Annotated in this window: 17 protein-coding genes; 9 read left to right on the top strand and 8 right to left on the bottom strand. The window is 71.6% G+C overall.

The window, feature by feature from the left end; all coding sequences use genetic code 11:
• Positions 1-8: 8 nt before the first annotated feature.
• Positions 9-1,613 carry a streptophobe family protein gene (locus ABZ404_RS33080; RefSeq protein WP_358835080.1) on the bottom strand — a complete coding sequence of 535 codons (1,605 nt, stop codon included), beginning with the start codon at positions 1,611-1,613 and terminating at the stop codon, positions 9-11.
• Positions 1,614-1,867: 254 nt separating this feature from the next.
• Between ABZ404_RS33080 and ABZ404_RS33075 the strand changes: the two genes are divergently transcribed.
• The gene (locus ABZ404_RS33075) at positions 1,868-4,459 is read left to right on the top strand and encodes an FHA domain-containing protein (protein WP_358991214.1); all 2,592 of its coding nucleotides are present in this window, start codon (positions 1,868-1,870) and stop codon (positions 4,457-4,459) included.
• Positions 4,460-4,537: 78 nt separating this feature from the next.
• Here the strand turns inward: ABZ404_RS33075 and ABZ404_RS33070 are convergent, their stop codons facing one another.
• The 3 genes from ABZ404_RS33070 to ABZ404_RS33060 all read right to left on the bottom strand — a co-directional run bounded on the left by ABZ404_RS33070 (position 4,538) and on the right by ABZ404_RS33060 (position 7,320).
• Positions 4,538-5,215: a transglycosylase SLT domain-containing protein gene (locus ABZ404_RS33070; RefSeq protein ID WP_358835361.1), complete on the bottom strand. Its 678-nt coding sequence runs from the start codon at positions 5,213-5,215 to the stop codon at positions 4,538-4,540.
• Positions 5,216-5,483: 268 nt separating this feature from the next.
• Positions 5,484-6,569, bottom strand: a complete 1,086-nt coding sequence (locus tag ABZ404_RS33065; RefSeq protein ID WP_358835362.1) for an S-adenosylmethionine:tRNA ribosyltransferase-isomerase — start codon at positions 6,567-6,569, stop codon at positions 5,484-5,486.
• 52 nt (positions 6,570-6,621) lie between these two features.
• On the bottom strand, positions 6,622-7,320 hold the full coding sequence (locus tag ABZ404_RS33060) for an SDR family NAD(P)-dependent oxidoreductase (protein WP_358835363.1): 699 nt from the start codon (positions 7,318-7,320) through the stop codon (positions 6,622-6,624).
• Between the two features lie 243 nt (positions 7,321-7,563).
• Between ABZ404_RS33060 and ABZ404_RS33055 the strand changes: the two genes are divergently transcribed.
• From ABZ404_RS33055 to ABZ404_RS33045, 3 genes are all read left to right on the top strand, one after another.
• Positions 7,564-8,709 carry a GAF domain-containing sensor histidine kinase gene (locus tag ABZ404_RS33055; RefSeq protein WP_358835364.1) on the top strand — a complete coding sequence of 382 codons (1,146 nt, stop codon included), beginning with the start codon at positions 7,564-7,566 and terminating at the stop codon, positions 8,707-8,709.
• Positions 8,702-9,343, top strand: a complete 642-nt coding sequence (locus tag ABZ404_RS33050) for a response regulator transcription factor (RefSeq protein WP_358835365.1) — start codon at positions 8,702-8,704, stop codon at positions 9,341-9,343. The genes ABZ404_RS33055 and ABZ404_RS33050 overlap by 8 nt, the downstream gene beginning before the upstream one ends.
• Before the next feature lie 181 nt (positions 9,344-9,524).
• Positions 9,525-9,770, top strand: coding sequence for a chaplin (locus ABZ404_RS33045; protein ID WP_358835366.1), 246 nt, complete (start codon positions 9,525-9,527; stop codon positions 9,768-9,770).
• A gap of 877 nt (positions 9,771-10,647) precedes the next feature.
• Here ABZ404_RS33045 and ABZ404_RS33040 read toward each other — a convergent pair.
• On the bottom strand, positions 10,648-11,436 hold the full coding sequence (locus ABZ404_RS33040; RefSeq protein ID WP_358836889.1) for a hypothetical protein: 789 nt from the start codon (positions 11,434-11,436) through the stop codon (positions 10,648-10,650).
• A gap of 138 nt (positions 11,437-11,574) precedes the next feature.
• Between ABZ404_RS33040 and ABZ404_RS33035 the strand changes: the two genes are divergently transcribed.
• The 4 genes from ABZ404_RS33035 to ABZ404_RS33020 all read left to right on the top strand — a co-directional run bounded on the left by ABZ404_RS33035 (position 11,575) and on the right by ABZ404_RS33020 (position 14,735).
• Positions 11,575-12,366 (top strand): ABC transporter ATP-binding protein, encoded by a 792-nt coding sequence (locus tag ABZ404_RS33035; RefSeq protein WP_358836888.1) that lies wholly within the window; start codon positions 11,575-11,577, stop codon positions 12,364-12,366.
• Between the two features lie 70 nt (positions 12,367-12,436).
• Positions 12,437-12,859 (top strand): NfeD family protein, encoded by a 423-nt coding sequence (locus ABZ404_RS33030; RefSeq protein WP_358836887.1) that lies wholly within the window; start codon positions 12,437-12,439, stop codon positions 12,857-12,859.
• Positions 12,860-12,938: 79 nt separating this feature from the next.
• Positions 12,939-13,868, top strand: a complete 930-nt coding sequence (locus ABZ404_RS33025) for an SPFH domain-containing protein (protein WP_101387658.1) — start codon at positions 12,939-12,941, stop codon at positions 13,866-13,868.
• 93 nt (positions 13,869-13,961) lie between these two features.
• A complete protein-coding gene (locus ABZ404_RS33020) occupies positions 13,962-14,735 on the top strand; it encodes a sulfite exporter TauE/SafE family protein (RefSeq protein ID WP_358836886.1) in 774 nt (257 codons plus the stop codon).
• Between the two features lie 53 nt (positions 14,736-14,788).
• Here the strand turns inward: ABZ404_RS33020 and ABZ404_RS33015 are convergent, their stop codons facing one another.
• The 3 genes from ABZ404_RS33015 to ABZ404_RS33005 form a co-directional block, all read right to left on the bottom strand.
• The gene (locus tag ABZ404_RS33015) at positions 14,789-15,295 is read right to left on the bottom strand and encodes an HNH endonuclease (protein ID WP_266991683.1); all 507 of its coding nucleotides are present in this window, start codon (positions 15,293-15,295) and stop codon (positions 14,789-14,791) included.
• A 157-nt stretch (positions 15,296-15,452) separates the two neighbouring features.
• The gene (locus tag ABZ404_RS33010; RefSeq protein ID WP_358836885.1) at positions 15,453-15,989 is read right to left on the bottom strand and encodes a YbhB/YbcL family Raf kinase inhibitor-like protein; all 537 of its coding nucleotides are present in this window, start codon (positions 15,987-15,989) and stop codon (positions 15,453-15,455) included.
• A 40-nt stretch (positions 15,990-16,029) separates the two neighbouring features.
• Positions 16,030-16,812: a sporulation protein gene (locus tag ABZ404_RS33005; protein ID WP_358836884.1), complete on the bottom strand. Its 783-nt coding sequence runs from the start codon at positions 16,810-16,812 to the stop codon at positions 16,030-16,032.
• Between the two features lie 86 nt (positions 16,813-16,898).
• Here ABZ404_RS33005 and ABZ404_RS33000 point away from each other — a divergent pair, with 86 nt between their 5' ends.
• Positions 16,899-17,540 carry a DNA-3-methyladenine glycosylase gene (locus tag ABZ404_RS33000; protein ID WP_358836883.1) on the top strand — a complete coding sequence of 214 codons (642 nt, stop codon included), beginning with the start codon at positions 16,899-16,901 and terminating at the stop codon, positions 17,538-17,540.
• Positions 17,541-17,857 lie beyond the last annotated feature (317 nt).

Below are 17,857 nucleotides of genomic sequence, written 5' to 3'. Positions count from 1 at the left end.
CCCCACCCTCACTCATCCCGCAAATAAGGATTCCCCTCCCCCTGCCGATACACGGGCGACGGCGCATAAGGCCCCGCCCGCCCATACACCTCCTCCGCCGACGGCCCACCACCCCCGGACCCCACCCCACCCCACCCCGCCACCCCCGACACCCGCCGCCCCGCAGCCCCCACCCCGTACGCCACCAGCCCCCCCAAAGCCCCCGCCAGCGCCCCCCACCCCGTCCCCAGCACCACCGCGAGCCCCGCGCTGCCGTGCAGCTCCACCCCCGCCCCGAACGCGTCGAACCCCAGCACCGACAGCGACGCGTCCGCCGACACCCCCGTCAGCCACACCATCAGCGGCAGCGCCACCGCCGTCACCGCGCCCAGGGACAGCGCGCACCACCCCGCGAACACCCCCGCCGACCGCCCCCGCACCGGGGTACGCGCCGCCGCGAGCACCCCCGCGTACACCATCACCACCCCCATGGCGACCGCCAGCAGCCAGACGCGCCCGTCCAGTTCGGCCAGCCGCCCCACGCTCACGCGCTGGTCGTCCTTGAAGGCGAGCAGCTTGTCCAGCGGGTCCGGCAGCACCTTCGCCAGCGCCCCGGTGGCATGCCCGTTCCACGGGACGAGCAGGCCGAGCGGGAACGCCAGCCACACCCCGTTCGGCGCGCCCAGCAGCGCGGCGCCCGCGACGCGCCCGGGGTGGCCGTCTCCCGCCATCGCGTACGCCGCCGCCGCGAGCCCCGCCACCACCGCCAGCAGGGCCACCGCGACCAGCGCCGACGCGGCGGGCCGTACCGCCCGGTGCAGCCACTCCCAGCCGCGCGGCAGCGGTGAGCGCCGCGAGGCGAGCAGGGCGACCAGCACCACCCCGAGCGCCCAGAACACCGCGCCCACCAGGGAGTCCGTCCTGTTCACGGTGAACCCGACCTGCGCCTTGGCGTCGGCGAGCCGGCCCAGCCGGTCCGGCAGCAGCCCCCCGATGCCTCCGATGTCCCCGATGTCCCCGATGTCCCCGAGATCGCCGAGCCCGGGGATCGACACCTTGCCGGAGCCCGGTGACTTGCCCGCGCCGAGGCCGAGCGAGCTCCCGTCGATGGTCACCAGGTCGTGGCCCGCCCAGGCGAGCCCCGCCACCACTCCGACGAACAGCACCACGACCCCGCCCGCCCGCGCCGCGAGCTCCGCCCCGGGCAGCACCGCGCCGGCCGACCGCAGCGAGCGCAGGAAGAAGAAGGCGAGGAGCAGCGCGCCCGCCAGCGAGACTCCCAGTGGCGTGATCTCGACGGCCGTCGTCGCCTGCGCTCCCGTCAGGCCGAACGCCGAGACGTCGCCCGACGGCGTCACGGAGCCGCCCGCCCCGAGCACCACCACGGCGGCCGTCATCGGCCCGAGCGCCCCGGCCGCGTCGGCGCCGAGCAGATGCAGCCCGAGGGCCGCGACCCCGGCCATCCCGACCAGCGCCCAGCTGACCGAGGCGACGGAGGCCAGCAGGACATCGCCCCAGGGGACGCCCCGGGACGCTCCTCGCGCCTCGACGGCACCCGGAGCCCCGAGCCCCCCGGGGACCCTTTTCCCACCGCTGCCGCCCATGGTCACCAGGCCCCCCGGGGATCCGTCCAACCTGTCTGGGTTGTCCCATTCGCGCATGATCCGTACGCAGTCATGGGTGCTTACTACTTTCCGGGCGCGTTTCACCTGAGTCAACGGCGCACGCGGACACGGCTGTTGCCGGACTGGGACAGGTCTGTGCACGTTATTCACAAGGGGCGGGTTTCGGATACGAGCCCGGGCCTGAAATAGTTCCCCACGATGTTCGCCATCCCTAGACTCCCTGTATCGGGGGATTGCTCGGGGGACAACAAGTGGGGCATGGAGTGCCGGAACTCGTACTGGAATTGAATGGCAGGACCTGGACGCTCGACGCGTCCCGGTCGTACACCCTCGGACGTGATCCGCAGGGAGACATGGTGATCGACGACGCCAGGGTCTCCTGGCGGCACGCCACGATCAGCTGGGGCGGCCGTAGTTGGGTCATCGAGGACCACGGCAGCACCAACGGCACCTATGTGCAGGGTCAGCGGATCCATCAGATGGAGATCGGCCCGGGCTCCTCGGTGCACCTGGGCAACGCGACGGACGGCCCGCGGCTGAATCTCACCGCCGGGGCCGCCGCTGCCGCCGCGGCCCCGGCCGGAGCCGCCGCGTACAGCGCGCCGGCCGCCGCCCAGCAGGCCCCGCAACAGGCTCCGCCGCAGCAGCCCCAGCACGGCGGCGCCGGCTGGGCCCCGCAGCAGCCCCAGCAGCCGGTCCCGCACCAGCAGGCCCCGCAGCAGGCGCCCCAGCAGGCCTGGCAGCAGCAGGCGCCGCACGCCCAGGCGCCGCACGGCCAGCCCCCGCACGCCCAGGTCCCGCCGCAGGGTCCCGGCCAGGCGGCGGGCGCGCAGGCGGCCTACGGCGACCGCAGCCCCACCACGTTCCACCAGTTCTCCCTCGGCCGGGTGATGCGCATCGGCCGTGCGCTGGAGAACGAGCTGGTCGTCTCCGACCTCCAGGTCTCGCGCAACCACGCCGAGTTCCACTCGACGCCCGACGGGCGCATGGAGATCCGCGACCTCGGCTCGCACAACGGCACGTACGTCAACGGTCAGCCGATCGCCAAGGGCGGCTCCGCGCTGCTCGGCCCGAACGACATCGTGGGCGTCGGCCACTCCACCTTCCGGATCGTCGGCGACCGCCTCGAGGAGTTCGTCGACACCGGTGACGTCTCCTTCTCGGCCCGCCACCTCACGGTGACGGTCGACGGCGGCAAGCAGATCCTCAAGGACGTCTCCTTCGGCGTCCCGGAGAAGTCCCTGATCGCCGTCATCGGCCCCTCCGGCTCCGGCAAGTCCACCCTGCTCAAGGCGCTCACCGGCTACCGGCCCGCCAACCAGGGCGACGTCCTCTACGACAACCGGAACCTGTACAAGCAGTTCGCCGAGCTGCGCCAGCGCATCGGTCTGGTCCCGCAGGACGACATCCTGCACAAGGAGCTGACCGTCAAGAAGGCGCTGAAGTACGCGGCCAAGCTGCGCTTCCCCGCCGACACCACCGAGTCCGAGCGCGAGCAGCGCATCGACGAGGTGCTGCGCGAGCTCAAGCTGGACATCCACAAGGAGAAGAAGGTCACCTCCCTCTCCGGCGGCCAGCGCAAGCGCGTCTCGGTCGCCCTGGAGCTGCTGACCAAGCCGTCGCTGATCTTCCTGGACGAGCCGACCTCCGGCCTCGACCCGGGCATGGACCGCGACGTCATGCAGCTGCTGCGCGGGCTCGCCGACGACGGCCGCACGGTCCTCGTCGTCACCCACTCGGTGGCCGAGCTGGCGATCTGCGACAAGCTCCTGGTGATGGCGCCGGGCGGCTCGGTGGCGTACTTCGGTCCGCCCGAGGAGGCCCTGAACTTCTTCGGCTACGGCACCTGGGCCGACGTCTTCTCCGCCTTCGAGAACTACCGGGACTACGACTGGGCGGGCCGCTGGAAGGGCTCGCAGCACTACCAGATGTACGCCGCGGACATCGACGCCGTGGCCGCCCAGTCGGTCCAGATGCCGGCGCCGAACCAGATGCGCCCGCCCAAGCCGCAGAGCTGGGGCGCCCAGCTGTGGACGCTGATCCGGCGGTACTCCTCGGTCATCGCCTCCGACAAGGGCTTCCTGGGCCTGATGGTGATCCTGCCGGCCGTCCTCGGCGCGGTCAGCGTGGTCATCCCGGCGAAGTTCGGTCTGGCCCCGCCCGACAGCTCCAGCAAGTTCAACGGCGACGCCGGCACGATCATGCTGATCCTCGCGGTCGGCATGTGCTTCTCGGGCGCGGCCAACTCCGTACGAGAACTGATCAAGGAACGGGTCATCTACGAACGGGAACGGGCCACCGGCCTCTCCCGCTCGGCCTATCTGATGTCCAAGGTGATCGTCCTCGGCGTGATCACCGCGATCCAGGGCGTCATCATCTGCGGCATCGGCTTCTCCACCCGGGACCTCCCGAAGGAGGGCCTGATCATGCCGCCGGCCGCCGAGATCTGCCTGGTGGTCATCGCCCTCGGCTTCACCTCGATGATGTTCGGCCTGGTCATCTCCTCGCTGGTGAAGACCGCCGAGAAGACCATGCCGCTGCTGGTCATGTTCGCGATCGTGCAGGTCGTCTTCACCGGCATCCTCTTCAAGGTCTACGGCTCCATCGGTCTGGAGCAGTTCGCCTGGCTGATGCCCTCGCGCTGGGCCATCGCGGGCGCCGGCTCCACGCTCGACCTCGGGCACCTGATGCCGCCGTGGGACCAGAACAAGCCCAACGACCTGGACCCGCTGTGGGAGCACTCGGCGAGCCAGTGGGGCATCAACATCACCGTGCTGATCGCCCTCGGCGTCCTGTGCGGCTTCGCGGTCGCGCGCCTGCTGCGCCGCCACGAGCCGGAGGTCATGCGCAAGTAGCGGACCCCGGACACGCCGAAGGGCGGCACCCCCGCGGGGTGCCGCCCTTTCGTGTGCCGTCGGCGCCGGTGGCGTCCGTCAGTAGGCGCCGTTGACGTTGTCCATCGAGCCGTACTTGTCGGCCGCGTAGTTGGCGGCGGCCGTGATGTTGGCGACCGGGTCGTAGATGTTCCACGACGTGCCGGCCACGTGGTAGGCGTTGAAGGTCGGCTGGATGACCTGGAGCAGACCCTTCGACGGGACGCCGTTGATCGCGTTGATGTCCCAGCCGTTGATGGCGTTCGGGTTGCCGGTCGACTCACGCATGATGTTGCGGTACAGACCGTTGTACGAACCCGGGATGCCCTTGGCCTTCATGATGTCCAGGGACTGGCGGATCCAGCCGTCCAGGTTGTTGGCGTACACCGGCTTGCGGGCGGCGGCGCGGCTCGCGGCCGCCTCGGCCGCGCGCTTCTTCGCCGCGGCCTCGGCCTTGGCCTTCGCGTCGGCCTCGGCCTTCGCCTTGGCCTGCACCTTGGCCTGCTTGACGGCGGTGACGTGCTGCTTGGCGATGCTCGCCTCGACGGCCTTCGCGTTGGTACCGGCGGCGGTCACGGAGAAGGCGACGGGCTCGGCGGCCACGGCGGTACCCGACTCGCCACTGCCCGGCAGGACCGAGAGGGCGAGCGCGGCGGCGCCGAGGGCGGCGACACCGGCAATCGAGATCTTGTGCGTCTTGTTCAGACGACTGTGACCAGGGTTGCGGGACTCGGGCATGGTGGTGGGACCTCTTCCGAACGACGGGGACGGCACACGAAAGCGCCGCGGCGGTGAGCCGCAGCGCTGTGCGACGGGAGCCATTCTTAGCGGCCGCAAAATCATGTGGCAAAGGTGTGACGTACGAAGCGGCATAGTGGATCAGGGGCGGGGAAAAAGCGCCTCCCGCCCCTGCTCACCCCGCTCAAAGGGCCTTTATCTCTCCACTAAGCCGCTTCGTAAGTGATGTGCGTCCTATGCGCGGGCTCACATCGGCCCGGTAACACTTTCACCGTGAGTTGCACGAGCAATTCAGCGTGTAATGGTGCTCCTCCGGAAGGATGAGGTGCACGTCGCCGAACTCGTGCCAGAGGTAGAGCCCGCTCAGCGCCTCGGTGTACGCGACGCCGAGCGCCGCCCGCCCCGCGACCGCCTCCAGCATCAGCAGATGCGAGGCCTCCGGCTCGTGCAGCCCGGTCAGCAGCCCGTCCACCACGCGTACCCCGCGCGCGGGCGTCACCACCAGATCCGTCCACCCCGACGCCGCCCGGACGATCCCGTCCACCCCGGCGGCCGACTCCAGCGCCCGTACGGCCGTCGTCCCCACCGCCACGACGCGGCCGCCTCCCGCGCGCGCGGCGTTCACCAGCCGGGCCGTGGACACCGGCACCTCGAACCGCTCCGGATACGGCGGCTCGTGCGCCTGGGCCGAGGCCACCCCCGTATGCAGGGTGACCGGCGCGAACTGCACCCCGCGCCGCACCAGCTCCGCGACCAGGTCCACCGTGAAGGGCCGCGCCGCGCTCGGCATCTCCGCCGAGCCCACCCCGTCCGGCCAGGCCACCGCGAAGACCGTCTGGTAGGCCGAGAGCGGCTGGTCGCCCGCGGTGTACGCGTACCGGATCGGCCGCCCGTACCGCGCCAGCAGCCCCGGCACGTCCCCGCCCTCCGCCCGGGCCCACCACAGCCGGTCCCCGGCCCCGCCCAGCGGCTCCTCCAGGACCAGGCGCCGCCCGCCCGGCAGCGCCACCGTCGTCCACGCGCGCGTACCGGTACGCCGCCGGGTGCTGCCCGAGGGCTCCGGGGTGCGCGGCTCGACCGCCCAGCGCCCGTCCGGGCCCAGCGTCGAGAAGTGCACCACCACCCGCTCACCGCCCGCCGTGCCGTCCACGGCCGACGCCATCGTCGCCGAGGTGTTCACGACCAGGACGTCCCCGGCGCGCAGCTGCCCGGCCAGCTCCCGGAACGCGTGATGGGAGACCTCGGTGCCGCGCGACACCAGCAGCCGCACGTCGTCCCGCCCCGAGCCGCGCACCTCGGCGGGCACCGACGCCATCAGCTCCGGCGGCACCCGGATCGCGAGGCCCGCCGTCACCGCGCCCGCCGGGCGGAGCCGCGCGTTCCCCGGGCGGGCCGGCTCACCGGGCTCACCGGGCCACCTCCACCAGCGCGGGAGCCGCGTACCGCCCGCTGGCCGGCCGCCGCTCGATCAGGTTCAGGAAGCCCGGCACCACCGTCTCCGGCTCCGGCCGCCCCTCCTCGTCACCGGGCACGGCCGCCCGGTACAGATCGGTGCGCATGTCGCCCGGGTCCACCGCCCACACCCGCAACTCCGGCTCCTCCACCGCGAGCACGGCCGCCAGCTGGTCGAGCGCCGCCTTGGACGCCCCGTACCCGCCCCAGGTCGCGTACGCCTCGGCCGCCGCGTCCGAACTGACCACCAGCACCGCCCCCGCCGACGAGCGCCGCAGCGGACCGAGCGACTCCTGCACCAGCCCCAGCGCCGCCACCACATTGGTCTCCAGGGCCGCCCGGAAACCCTCCAGGCTCTGCCGCTCCAGCGGCACCAGCGGCTCGGCGCCCAGCGCGCTCGCGTTGTGCACCAGCAGATCGAGCCCGCCCAGCTCACCGGCGGCCGCCACCAGCTCCCGCCGGTGCCCGGCGTCCCGCACGTCCCCGGCGAGCGCCACCACTCTCGTCCCGGGCCCCGCCAGCTCCCCGGCCGTCTCCTTCAGTACGGACGCGGTCCTCGCGTCCAGGACGAGGTCCCAGCCGCGTGCGGCCAGCGCCCGCGCGAGCGCCCGCCCGAGGCCCTTCGACGCCCCCGTGATGATCGCTACCGGCATGATCGTCCATCCCCTCGCTGTCCGCTGTCCGCTGTCCGCTGTCCGCTGTCGTCCGTCGGCGGTACGCGCCGGCCGTCACGGGCCCGGGTCCGCCGACAGCCCCAGCGTCACTCCCCGTACGCCCCCCGCGCCTCAGCCGTACGCCCCAGCCGCCCGAGGCACTTCGACCTAGTCCCCAGGGCCCGGCCGGACGCCGTCCACAGGCGGATACGGACCGTCACACCCCGCGGGTACGGTGATCCCATGAGCCACCGACCGAGCTCCGGCCTCGCCGCCGTGAGCACCGCACTCCTCGCGATGAGCAGGCATCTGGAGGTGCGCGACGTCCTCAAGACGATCGTCGCCTCGGCCCGCGACCTGCTCGACGCGGAGTACGCGGCTCTCGGGGTCCCCGACGACCACGGCGGCTTCGCCCAGTTCGTCGTCGACGGCGTCAGCGACGAGCAGTGGAAGGCGATCGGCCCCCTGCCGCGCCAGCACGGCATCCTCGCGGCGATGCTCAGGGACGAGAAGCCGGAGCGGATCGCCGACGTCCGCAAGGACCCCCGCTTCGGCGGCTGGCCCGCCGCCCACCCCGACATGTCCGACTTCCTGGGCGTGCCGATCCGCGACGGCGAGGAGACGCTGGGCACCCTCTTCCTCGCCAACAAGCGCTGCCCCAAGCCGGAGGGCGGCTGCGGCTTCACCGAGGACGACGCCGAACTCCTCGGCATCCTCGCCCAGCACGCGGCGATCGCCCTGACCAACGCCCGGCTCTACGAACGCAGCCGCGAGCTCACCATCACCGAGGAGCGCACCCGCCTCGCCCACGAGCTGCACGACGCGGTCAGCCAGAAGCTCTTCTCGCTCCGGCTCACCGCCCAGGCCGCGGCCGCCCTGGTCGACCGCGACCCCGCGCGCGCCAAGGACGAGCTCCAGCAGGTCGCCGCGCTCGCCGCCGAGGCCGCCGACGAGCTGCGCGCGGCCGTCGTCGAGCTGCGCCCGGCCGCCCTGGAGGAGGACGGCCTGGTCAACACCCTCCGCACCCAGATCCAGGTCCTCGACCGCGCCCACAGCGCCGAGGTCACCTTCGAGAACTGCGGGGTCCGGGCCCTGCCGCCCGCCCAGGAGGAGGCGCTGCTGCGCGTCGCCCAGGAGGCCCTGCACAACGCCCTGCGCCACTCGGGCGCCGAGCACGTCTCGGTCGTCCTCCTGCGGCGCGGCCAGGGCGCCGCCCTGCGGATCACCGACGACGGCCGCGGCTTCGAACCCAGGGCGGTCCGCCGCGCCGGACGGCACCTGGGCCTGGTGTCGATGCGGCACCGGGCCGGCGGCGTCGGGGGCCGGCTCTTCGTGAAATCGGCGCCCGGCCAGGGCGCCACGATCGAGATGGAGGTGCCAGGTGGCTGACAGCATCAGAGTCCTGCTGGTCGACGACCACCAGGTGGTCCGCCGCGGCCTGCGGACGTTCCTGGAGATCCAGGACGACATAGAGGTCGTCGGCGAGGCCGCCGACGGCGCCGAGGGGGTCGCCCGCGCCGAGGAACTGAAGCCGGACATCGTCCTGATGGACGTGAAGATGCCCGGCATGGGCGGCATCGAGGCGCTGCGCAAGCTGCGGGCGCTGGCCAACCCGGCGAGGGTGCTCATCGTCACCAGCTTCACCGAGCAGCGCACGGTGGTGCCCGCGCTGCGGGCGGGGGCGGCGGGCTATGTGTACAAGGACGTCGACCCGGAGGCGCTGGCCGGCGCGATCCGCTCGGTGCACGCCGGGCATGTGCTGCTCCAGCCGGAGGTCGCGGGCGCGCTGCTCTCCCAGGACGACGCGGGTGGCGGCCAGGGCCGGGGCACCTCGCTCACCGAGCGCGAGCGGGAGGTCCTCGGCCTCATCGCGGACGGCCGCTCCAACCGGGAGATCGCCCGGGCGCTGGTCCTCTCCGAGAAGACGGTCAAGACGCACGTCTCCAACATCCTCATGAAGCTGGACCTGGCGGACCGCACCCAGGCGGCCCTCTGGGCAGTCCGCCACGGCCTGACCGACTGACCCGCCCGACCGATCCGACAGGCTGATGGACGCCCATAAGTAAATACGGATCGTCATGGTCCGGTGAGAGATTCATACCGTCGGGTGGATGTCACCCACACGGCGCATCCTCGGCGGCCGGTGGGCGTTCTCCAGGGCGTGCTGCGGCGGACCGCCGCGGCGAGACCAGGAGGAACCTGAAGTGAAGAACCTGAAGAAGGCCGCCGCCGTTGCCATGATCGCCGGAGGAATCGTCGCGGCGGGCGCGGGCGCCGCGTCCGCGCACGGCGGCGCGCTGGCGGACGGCAAGGCCCAGAACTCCCCGGGCGTGCTCTCCGGCAACCTGGTCCAGGCCCCGGTCCACGTCCCGGTCAACGCCACGGGCAACTCGGTCAACGTGATCGGCCTCCTGAACCCGGCGTTCGGCAACGAGTCCTCGAACGTGTGAGCCGAGTGGGGCGCGGGACGGCCGCCACCCGGCGCCCGTTTCCCCGCGCCCCTTTCTGCACCCGGGATTCCCCTCCGAGCACGCGGCGATCCCCTGCGCCCCTCTTGGTCGGCGGTCTGTCTGCGGGCCGGTGGCGGGTTGCCCGCGCAGTTCCCCGCGCCCCTGAGCGGCCGGGGGTTTGTCTGCGGGCGGGTGGTGGGTTGCTCGCGCAGTTCCCCGCGCCCCTGTGCCGCCGGGGGTTTGTCTGCGGGTAGGTGGTGGGCTGGTCGCGCAGTTCCCCGCGCCCCTTGTGGGCCAGGGTCCCGCGTGCGGGTAGTCGGGGGCAGCGCCGTGCAAGCCGGGGCTCTGTCTGCGGACCGTGCCGGCTTGCCCGCGCAGCTCCCCGCGCCCCCAGATGCTCAGGGGCGCGGGGAACTGCGCGATCAGCGACACACAACCCGCAGACGAATAACAAACGGGCCGGGGCGCGGCTAAAGAAGCAGGCCGCAGGTTCCGGAGTACCCAGGGGCGCGGGGAACTGCGCGACCAGCCACAGACGTCCCGCAGACGAAAAACACCCCGGGTGCAGCTACAGAAGCGGGCCGCAGGTTCCGGAGTACCCAGGGGCGCGGGGAACTGCGCGACCAGCCACACACAACCCGCAGACGAAAACAAACGGCCCGGGCGGAGCCAAAGGACAGCCGCAGGCCGCAGCGCAGCCGGACCCCAGGGCGGAGCCCAGCCGAGCCCCAGGCCGCAGGCCAGCCGCAGGCCGGGGCGGGTCCCAGGGCGGAGCCCAAGCGGGGTGCGCGGGCCGCAGGCCCGCTGCGGGGCCCGGGGGCGCGGCCCCGGAAGAGCCACCTACCCCCCGCCCGCACCCCACCGCCCCCCGGAGGGCCTACCCCCGAGCAACCCCCTCCACATACGCGTTGTACGCCGCCACCCGAGCCCGCCGAGCCACCCGCTCCACCGGCCGCAACGCCTCCGCCCGAGCCCACAGCTCCGACGCGCTCACCGCCCCGCCGACATCCTCCGCACCGCGCGCCACCTCCACCAGCACCCCCACCCGCCGGGCCAGCTCCAGCACCCGTACCGCCCGCGGCGGATACCCGGGAGCCAGGACCGGCTCGTCCGGCCCCTCCGCCCGCGCCCGGTACGCGTCGATCGCCGCCCGGGCCGCCGGCCCCGACCCGGCCACGTCGAGCCGGGTCAGCACCGACGTCGCCTCCCGCAACCCCTCCGCCAGCTCCCGCTCCGCCTCCCCGAGCGAGGGCACGTCGGCCGGGGGAGCCTCCCGTACCGCCAGGCACTGCCACAGCACCTCCACCCGCACATCCCCCTCGGGCCCCACCTCGCTCACCCGCGGCACCAGCCCGTGCGGCGCCCCGAACCCGACCACCGCCTCCTCCGCCTCCAGCGCCCGCGCATTGAACTCCGGCGGCCCGCTGAGCCCCAGCGGATGCCCCGGCGCGGGCAGCGCGACCCGGAAGCCCGTCACCCCGAGCCCCCGCAGCCGGCCGAGCGCCAGCGTGAGCCCCACCGGGGCGGCCTCGCCCGGCAGCCCCGCCACCCGGTGCACCGTGTCGTCGCCGACGATCGCCGAAGCGGCGTCGTCCGGCGAAACTTTCCCGGCCAACAGGGCATTTCCCCATGCGGCCAGCCGACCTGAACGTGGTTCCGAGAACATGGACCCAGCCTAGGTACTGGCCCTCGCGGCAGGTCCACTCCCTCAGTGGCGTAGGTTTTGTCTGGGAGATTTCCCCGGGACCCTGCCCACAGGCACAGCCCGGACCTCAAGACGATTGCATGGGGAGACAACGCGCTCATGAGCGATGTACTGGAGCTGGTGGACGTATCCGTGGTCCGCGACGGACGCGCTCTGGTGGACGAGGTCTCCTGGTCGGTCAAGGAGGGCGAGCGCTGGGTGATCCTCGGGCCCAACGGCGCCGGCAAGACCACCCTCCTCAACATCGCCTCCAGCTACCTCTTCCCGTCCACCGGCACGGCGAAGATCCTCGGCGACCGTCTCGGCAAGGTCGACGTCTTCGACCTGCGCCCGCGCATCGGCATGGCAGGCGTCGCGATGGCCGACAAGCTCCCCAAGCGCCAGACCGTGCTCCAGACGGTCCTCACCGCCGCGTACGGCATGACCGCCACCTGGCAGGAGCAGTACGACGCCGTCGACGAGGAGCGCGCCCGCGCCTTCCTCGACCGGCTCGGCATGACCGACTACCTGGACCGCAAGTTCGGCACGCTCTCCGAGGGCGAGCGCAAGCGCACCCTGATCGCCCGCGCGATGATGACCGACCCCGAACTGCTGCTCCTCGACGAGCCGGCCGCCGGTCTCGACCTCGGCGGCCGCGAGGACCTGGTCCGCCGCCTCGGCCGCCTCGCCCGCGACCCGTACGCGCCCTCGATGGTCATGGTCACGCACCATGTCGAGGAGATCGCCCCCGGCTTCACCCACGTCCTCATGATCCGCCAGGGCAAGGTGCTCGCCGCCGGCCCCATGGAGACCGAGCTCACCTCCCGCAACCTCTCCCTCTGCTTCGGGCTCCCGCTCGTCGTCGAGCACCGCGGCGACCGCTACTCCGCCACCGGCCTGCCGCTCTCCTGACGCCGGCCGCGCTCCGGCGGATCGACAGGTGCACTGTCCGTGACGGGGTGCCCGGACCTACCATGACCTCGTGAACGCATGGGTGGGTTGGCTGATCGCGGCGGCTGGTCTCGGCATTCCCCTGGTGCTGACCGCCATGCCGGAATTCGGCATGCTGGCCGTCGGCGCGGTCGCCGCGGCCGTCGGCGCGGGTCTGGGCCTCGGCACGGTCGCGCAGGTCCTCGTCTTCGTCGTGGTCTCGGTCGCCCTGATCGCCGTGGTGCGGCCCATCGCGGCCCGGCACAGCGCCGAGCGGCCCCACCTCGCCACCGGCATCGACGCACTGAAGGGCCGTCAGGCCGTCGTCCTGGAGAGAGTCGACGGCAGCGGCGGCAGGATCAAGCTCGCGGGCGAGGTGTGGTCGGCCCGCACCCTCGACGACGGCCAGTCGTTCGAACCCGGGCAGCAGGTCGATGTGGTCGAGATCGACGGAGCGACTGCCATCGTCATGTGAACCATGCCAGGATCATCCGGGCCGGCAGCCGCACAGCTGCCGGGCACTTCCTAGAGGCAAGAAAGGCACGGGGAACGCGATGTCAGCGATCATCATCGTCCTGATCATCCTGGTGGTGCTGGTCTTCATCGCCCTGATCAAGACCATCCAGGTGATCCCGCAGGCCAGCGCCGCCATCGTGGAACGCTTCGGCCGTTATACGAGGACGCTCAACGCGGGCCTGAACATCGTCGTCCCGTTCATCGACTCGATCCGCAACCGCATCGACCTGCGCGAGCAGGTCGTGCCGTTCCCGCCGCAGCCGGTGATCACCCAGGACAACCTGGTCGTCAACATCGACACCGTCATCTACTACCAGGTGACCGACGCCCGCGCCGCCACGTACGAGGTCGCCAGCTACATCCAGGCGATCGAACAGCTCACCGTCACCACGCTGCGCAACATCATCGGCGGCATGGACCTGGAGCGCACCCTCACCTCCCGCGAGGAGATCAACGCGGCCCTGCGCGGCGTCCTCGACGAGGCCACCGGCAAGTGGGGCATCCGCGTCAACCGCGTCGAGCTCAAGGCGATCGAGCCGCCCACCTCCATCCAGGACTCGATGGAGAAGCAGATGCGCGCCGACCGTGACAAGCGCGCCGCGATCCTCCAGGCCGAAGGTGTCCGGCAGTCCGAGATCCTGCGCGCCGAGGGCGAGAAGCAGTCCGCGATCCTGCGCGCCGAGGGTGAGGCCAAGGCCGCCGCGCTGCGCGCCGAGGGCGAGGCCCAGGCGATCCGTACGGTCTTCGAGTCCATCCACGCGGGCGACCCCGACCAGAAGCTCCTCTCCTACCAGTACCTCCAGATGCTCCCGAAGATCGCCGAGGGAGACGCCAACAAGCTCTGGATCGTGCCCAGCGAGATCGGCGACGCGCTCAAGGGCCTCTCCGGCGCGTTCGGCAACCTCGGCGGCGGGATGCCCGGCTTCAACACGGGCTCCGAGCGCCGCGAGGAACCGCCCGTCGACTGACCACAGTTGACTGTGTCGTACAACATCCGTGCATGATCGGTGCGGCCCCCCGACCTCCATGGCGGGGAGGCGTCTCACTGATTGTGTAAGGAGATGGCGTTGTCCATCTGGGAAGCACTAGCGGTCCTCGCGGCCGGCATCGGCGCCGGCACCATCAACACGATCGTCGGCTCCGGCACCCTGATCACCTTCCCCGTGCTGCTGGCCACCGGGCTGCCGCCCATCACGGCGAACGTGTCCAACACCCTCGGCCTGGTCTCCGGCTCCATCAGCGGAGCCATCGGCTACCGCCGCGAACTGCGCGGCCAGAGCCGCCGCATCCTGCGCCTCGCGTCCACCAGCCTGCTCGGCGGTCTGCTCGGCGCGGTCCTGCTGCTCGCCCTGCCGTCCAACGCGTTCGACGCGATCGTCCCCGTCCTGGTCGGCCTCGCGCTGCTGCTCGTCCTCTTCCAGCCGCGCATCGCCGCCGCCGTCACACGCCACCGCGAGGCCACCGGCACCAAGGCCCACCCCAACGGCGGCCCCGTGCTGCTCGTCGGCCTCTTCCTCGCCAGCGTGTACGGGGGTTACTTCGGCGCGGCGCAGGGCGTCCTCTACCTGTCCCTCATGGGCCTGCTGCTCCCCGAGAGCCTCCAGCGCGTCAACGCCGTCAAGAACATCCTCGCGGCGCTGGTCAACGGCGTCGCCGCGGTCTTCTTCCTCTTCGTCGCCGACTTCGACTGGACGGCGGTCCTGCTCATCGCCGTCGGCTCGACGATAGGCGGCCAGCTCGGCGCCAAGGTGGGCCGCCGTCTCAGGCCCTCGGTGCTCCGAGGGGTGATCATCGCGGTCGGCGTCGTGGCGATCGTCCAACTGGTACTGCGCTGACACACCAAGGGCCGGCCCGCGGCCGAAAGCGGCGGGCCGACCTGTCCTTCCCTCTACGCCGCTCCCCGGGCCAGCCACTCCGGCAGGGCCGACCGGTCCCCGGCGGCCATCGCGAGCAGCATCGCGTCGGCGGGCGAAGGCACGAAGGGCTCACGCAGCAACGGCATCCCCGCCTCCTCCGGCGTCCGGTCCGCCTTGCGGTGGTTGTCCTCCGCGCAGGACGCCACCGTGTTGAGCCAGCTGTCACGGCCACCCTGGGCGCGCGGCACCACATGGTCCACCGTCGTCGCGCGCCTGCCGCAGTACGCGCACCGGTGCTGGTCCCGGACCAGCACCCCCCGTCTCGACCACGGAGCCTGTCTTCGGAACGGCACCCGTACGTACCGGCAGAGCCTGATCACCCGGGGCACCGGTATCTCGACCGCGGCGGCACGCATCCTCAGCTCGGGATGCTCCTGCTCGACGACGGCCTTGTCCTGGAGGACCAGCACGACCGCACGGTTCAGAGTGACCGTCGACAGCGGCTCGAAGCTCGCGTTCAGTACCAGCGTGTCCCGCATTGTGCCCACCTCCGCGTAGTGCCGGCCCACCCCCTGGCGGGCTTGGATCAACTCTGGCCGGGCCGGCCACGACGGACAAGGCATTAAAAATGCCCTGCTCTGATCTCTCCAAGACCAGAGCAGGGCAAACAATGAAGGAACGATCAGCTACCCGGAATCAGCTGTTCGAGGGACCCGTGTACGTACCGATCAGCTGGGCGCGTGCCAGGGTGTGGAACCGCAGATTGAATCCGACGACCGCGGGCGACGCCTCCGCGTCCGGTCCCAGCTTCGCGGAATCCACCGCGTAGACGGTGAAGACATAGCGGTGCGACTCACCGGCCGGCGGGGCCGCGCCACCGAAGTCCTTCGACCCGTAGTCGTTGCGGACCTGGACCACCCCGGCCGGCAGACCCTTGAACTCACCCGTGCCCGCGCCGGCCGGCAGCTCGGTCACGGACTTCGGGATGTCGAACACCACCCAGTGCCAGAACCCGCTGCCCGTCGGGGCGTCCGGGTCGAAGCACGTCACCGCGAAGCTCTCGGTCCCGGCCGGGAACCCCTCCCACCGGAGGTGGGGAGAGGTGTTCCCTTCCGCGTACACCTGGGCGTCCTTCAGCGGCGCACCCTCCTGGACGTCCTCGCTCACCACGGTGAACGAGGGCACCTCGGGGTGGAAGTCATGGGGGAGCGGCGGCCTCTTGAGCTCGCTCACGCGGGCACCTCCTGATCGGTAACCAGTGACGGAACCGAGCCTAGAACCAGTTCCGCCGACCGCCGACCTCCGCCAGCCACTGGTGGAGATAGGCCGCCCAGTCAGTCCCCCGGTAGTCGTCGAGCCCCACCTGGAACGAGCGGTACGAGTCGCTGCCCTCGCTGAACAGGCCCGGCTTCTTGTCCATCTCCAGCACCACGTCCATCGCGCGGTCGTCCGCGACGAAGGTCAGCTCCACCTGGTTCAGACCCCGGTACTCCGACGGCGCGTAGAACTCGATCTCCTGGTAGAACGGCAGCCGCTGGCGGGTGCCCCGGATGTGGCCGCGCTCCATGTCCGCGCTCTTGAAGCGGAAGCCCAGCTGGATGAAGGCGTCGAGGATCGCCTGCTGCGCCGGCAGCGGATGCACGTTGATCGGGTCCAGGTCGCCCGAGTCCAGGGCGCGCGCGATCTCCAGCTCCGTCGTCACACCGATGTGCATCCCGCGCAGCGGCTGACCGGCGACCGTCGTGACCGGCGTCTCCCACGGGATCTCCAGGCCGAACGGCACCACGTGCACCGCGCCCGCCTTCACCTCGAACGCGCCGCCGAGCCGCAGCTTGGTGAACTCGATGTCCTGCTTGGTCTCGTGGTCACCGCCCTCGATCTCGACGCGCGCCTGAAGACCGACCGAGAGCCCCTCGATCCGCTGGTCCACCGACCCGCCCTGGATCCGGACCTCGCCCTGGACGACACCGCCCGGCACCACGTTCGCCTCGGTCAGCTCGGTCTCCACCGAAGCGCCACCGGCACCCAGACTCGCAAGCAGACGCTTGAACCCCATGCTGTTCCCTCCATAGATCCTGCACCCACTTGAACGCACCACGACGGCCTCCGGTTCCGCGCTTTCACCGGGTACCCTCGGACGCCATGATCGCGGCCCCCGAACGTACGCCACTGCCTCGCGGTTTCTTCGACCGCCCCGTCCTGGAGGTCGCCACCGACCTCCTCGGCCGCACCCTGGTGCGCCGCACGACCGAGGGCCCGGTCGAGCTGAGACTGACGGAGGTGGAGGCGTACGACGGCGCCAACGACCCGGGGTCCCACGCCTTCCGGGGGCGCACGGCCCGCAACGGCGTGATGTTCGGCCCGCCCGGTCACGCGTACGTCTACTTCACCTACGGGATGTGGCACTGCCTGAACCTGGTCTGCGGACCCGAGGGCAGGGCGAGCGGGGTCCTGCTGCGGGCAGGAGAGATCCAGGTGGGCGCGGAGCTCGCGCGTAAACGTCGCATCTCGGCCAAAAACGACAGGGAACTGGCCAAAGGGCCTGCCCGCCTGGCCACGGCCCTGGACGTCGACCGCGCCCTGGACGGCGCCGACGTCTGCACCGGCCCGGACGCCCCGCTCTCCGTACTGACGGGGACCCCGCCCGCCGCCGACCTGGTACGCAGCGGACCCCGCACCGGTGTGGGCGGCGAAGGCGCCCCGCACCCTTGGCGGTTCTGGATCGCTGACGACCCGACAGTCAGCCCGTACCGGGCGCATCAGCCACGCCGCCGCGCAACTTGACTCGGCCCGACCGGACGCCTAACGTAGCCCGAGCCGCTTGAGACGGGTCCTGCTGTTCAGCAACCCGAAGCGGCCATCCACTACCTACGACTGACCCCGACGGGTCCCTGTTTCGGCATGCCGGAATTCGGATTCATCGGCTCGATGCGGCCCGATTATGAGCCGCCCGGGAAATCAGCTAAAGTAGTGACCACGCCGAAAGGGAAACGCGAAAGCGAAAACCGGAAAGCGAATCCCGCCGACAGGGAAATCGGACACGAAAGAGTCTGATAGAGTCGGAAACGAAGGAAGCGCCCGGAGGGCCCGGAAACGGGAAC

It is taken from the genome of Streptomyces sp. NPDC005878, assembly GCF_040629815.1.
GTDB lineage: Bacteria > Actinomycetota > Actinomycetes > Streptomycetales > Streptomycetaceae > Streptomyces.
The sequence above is the reverse complement of the archived record's forward strand: the minus strand, read 5'-3'. Positions and strand labels throughout refer to the sequence as shown.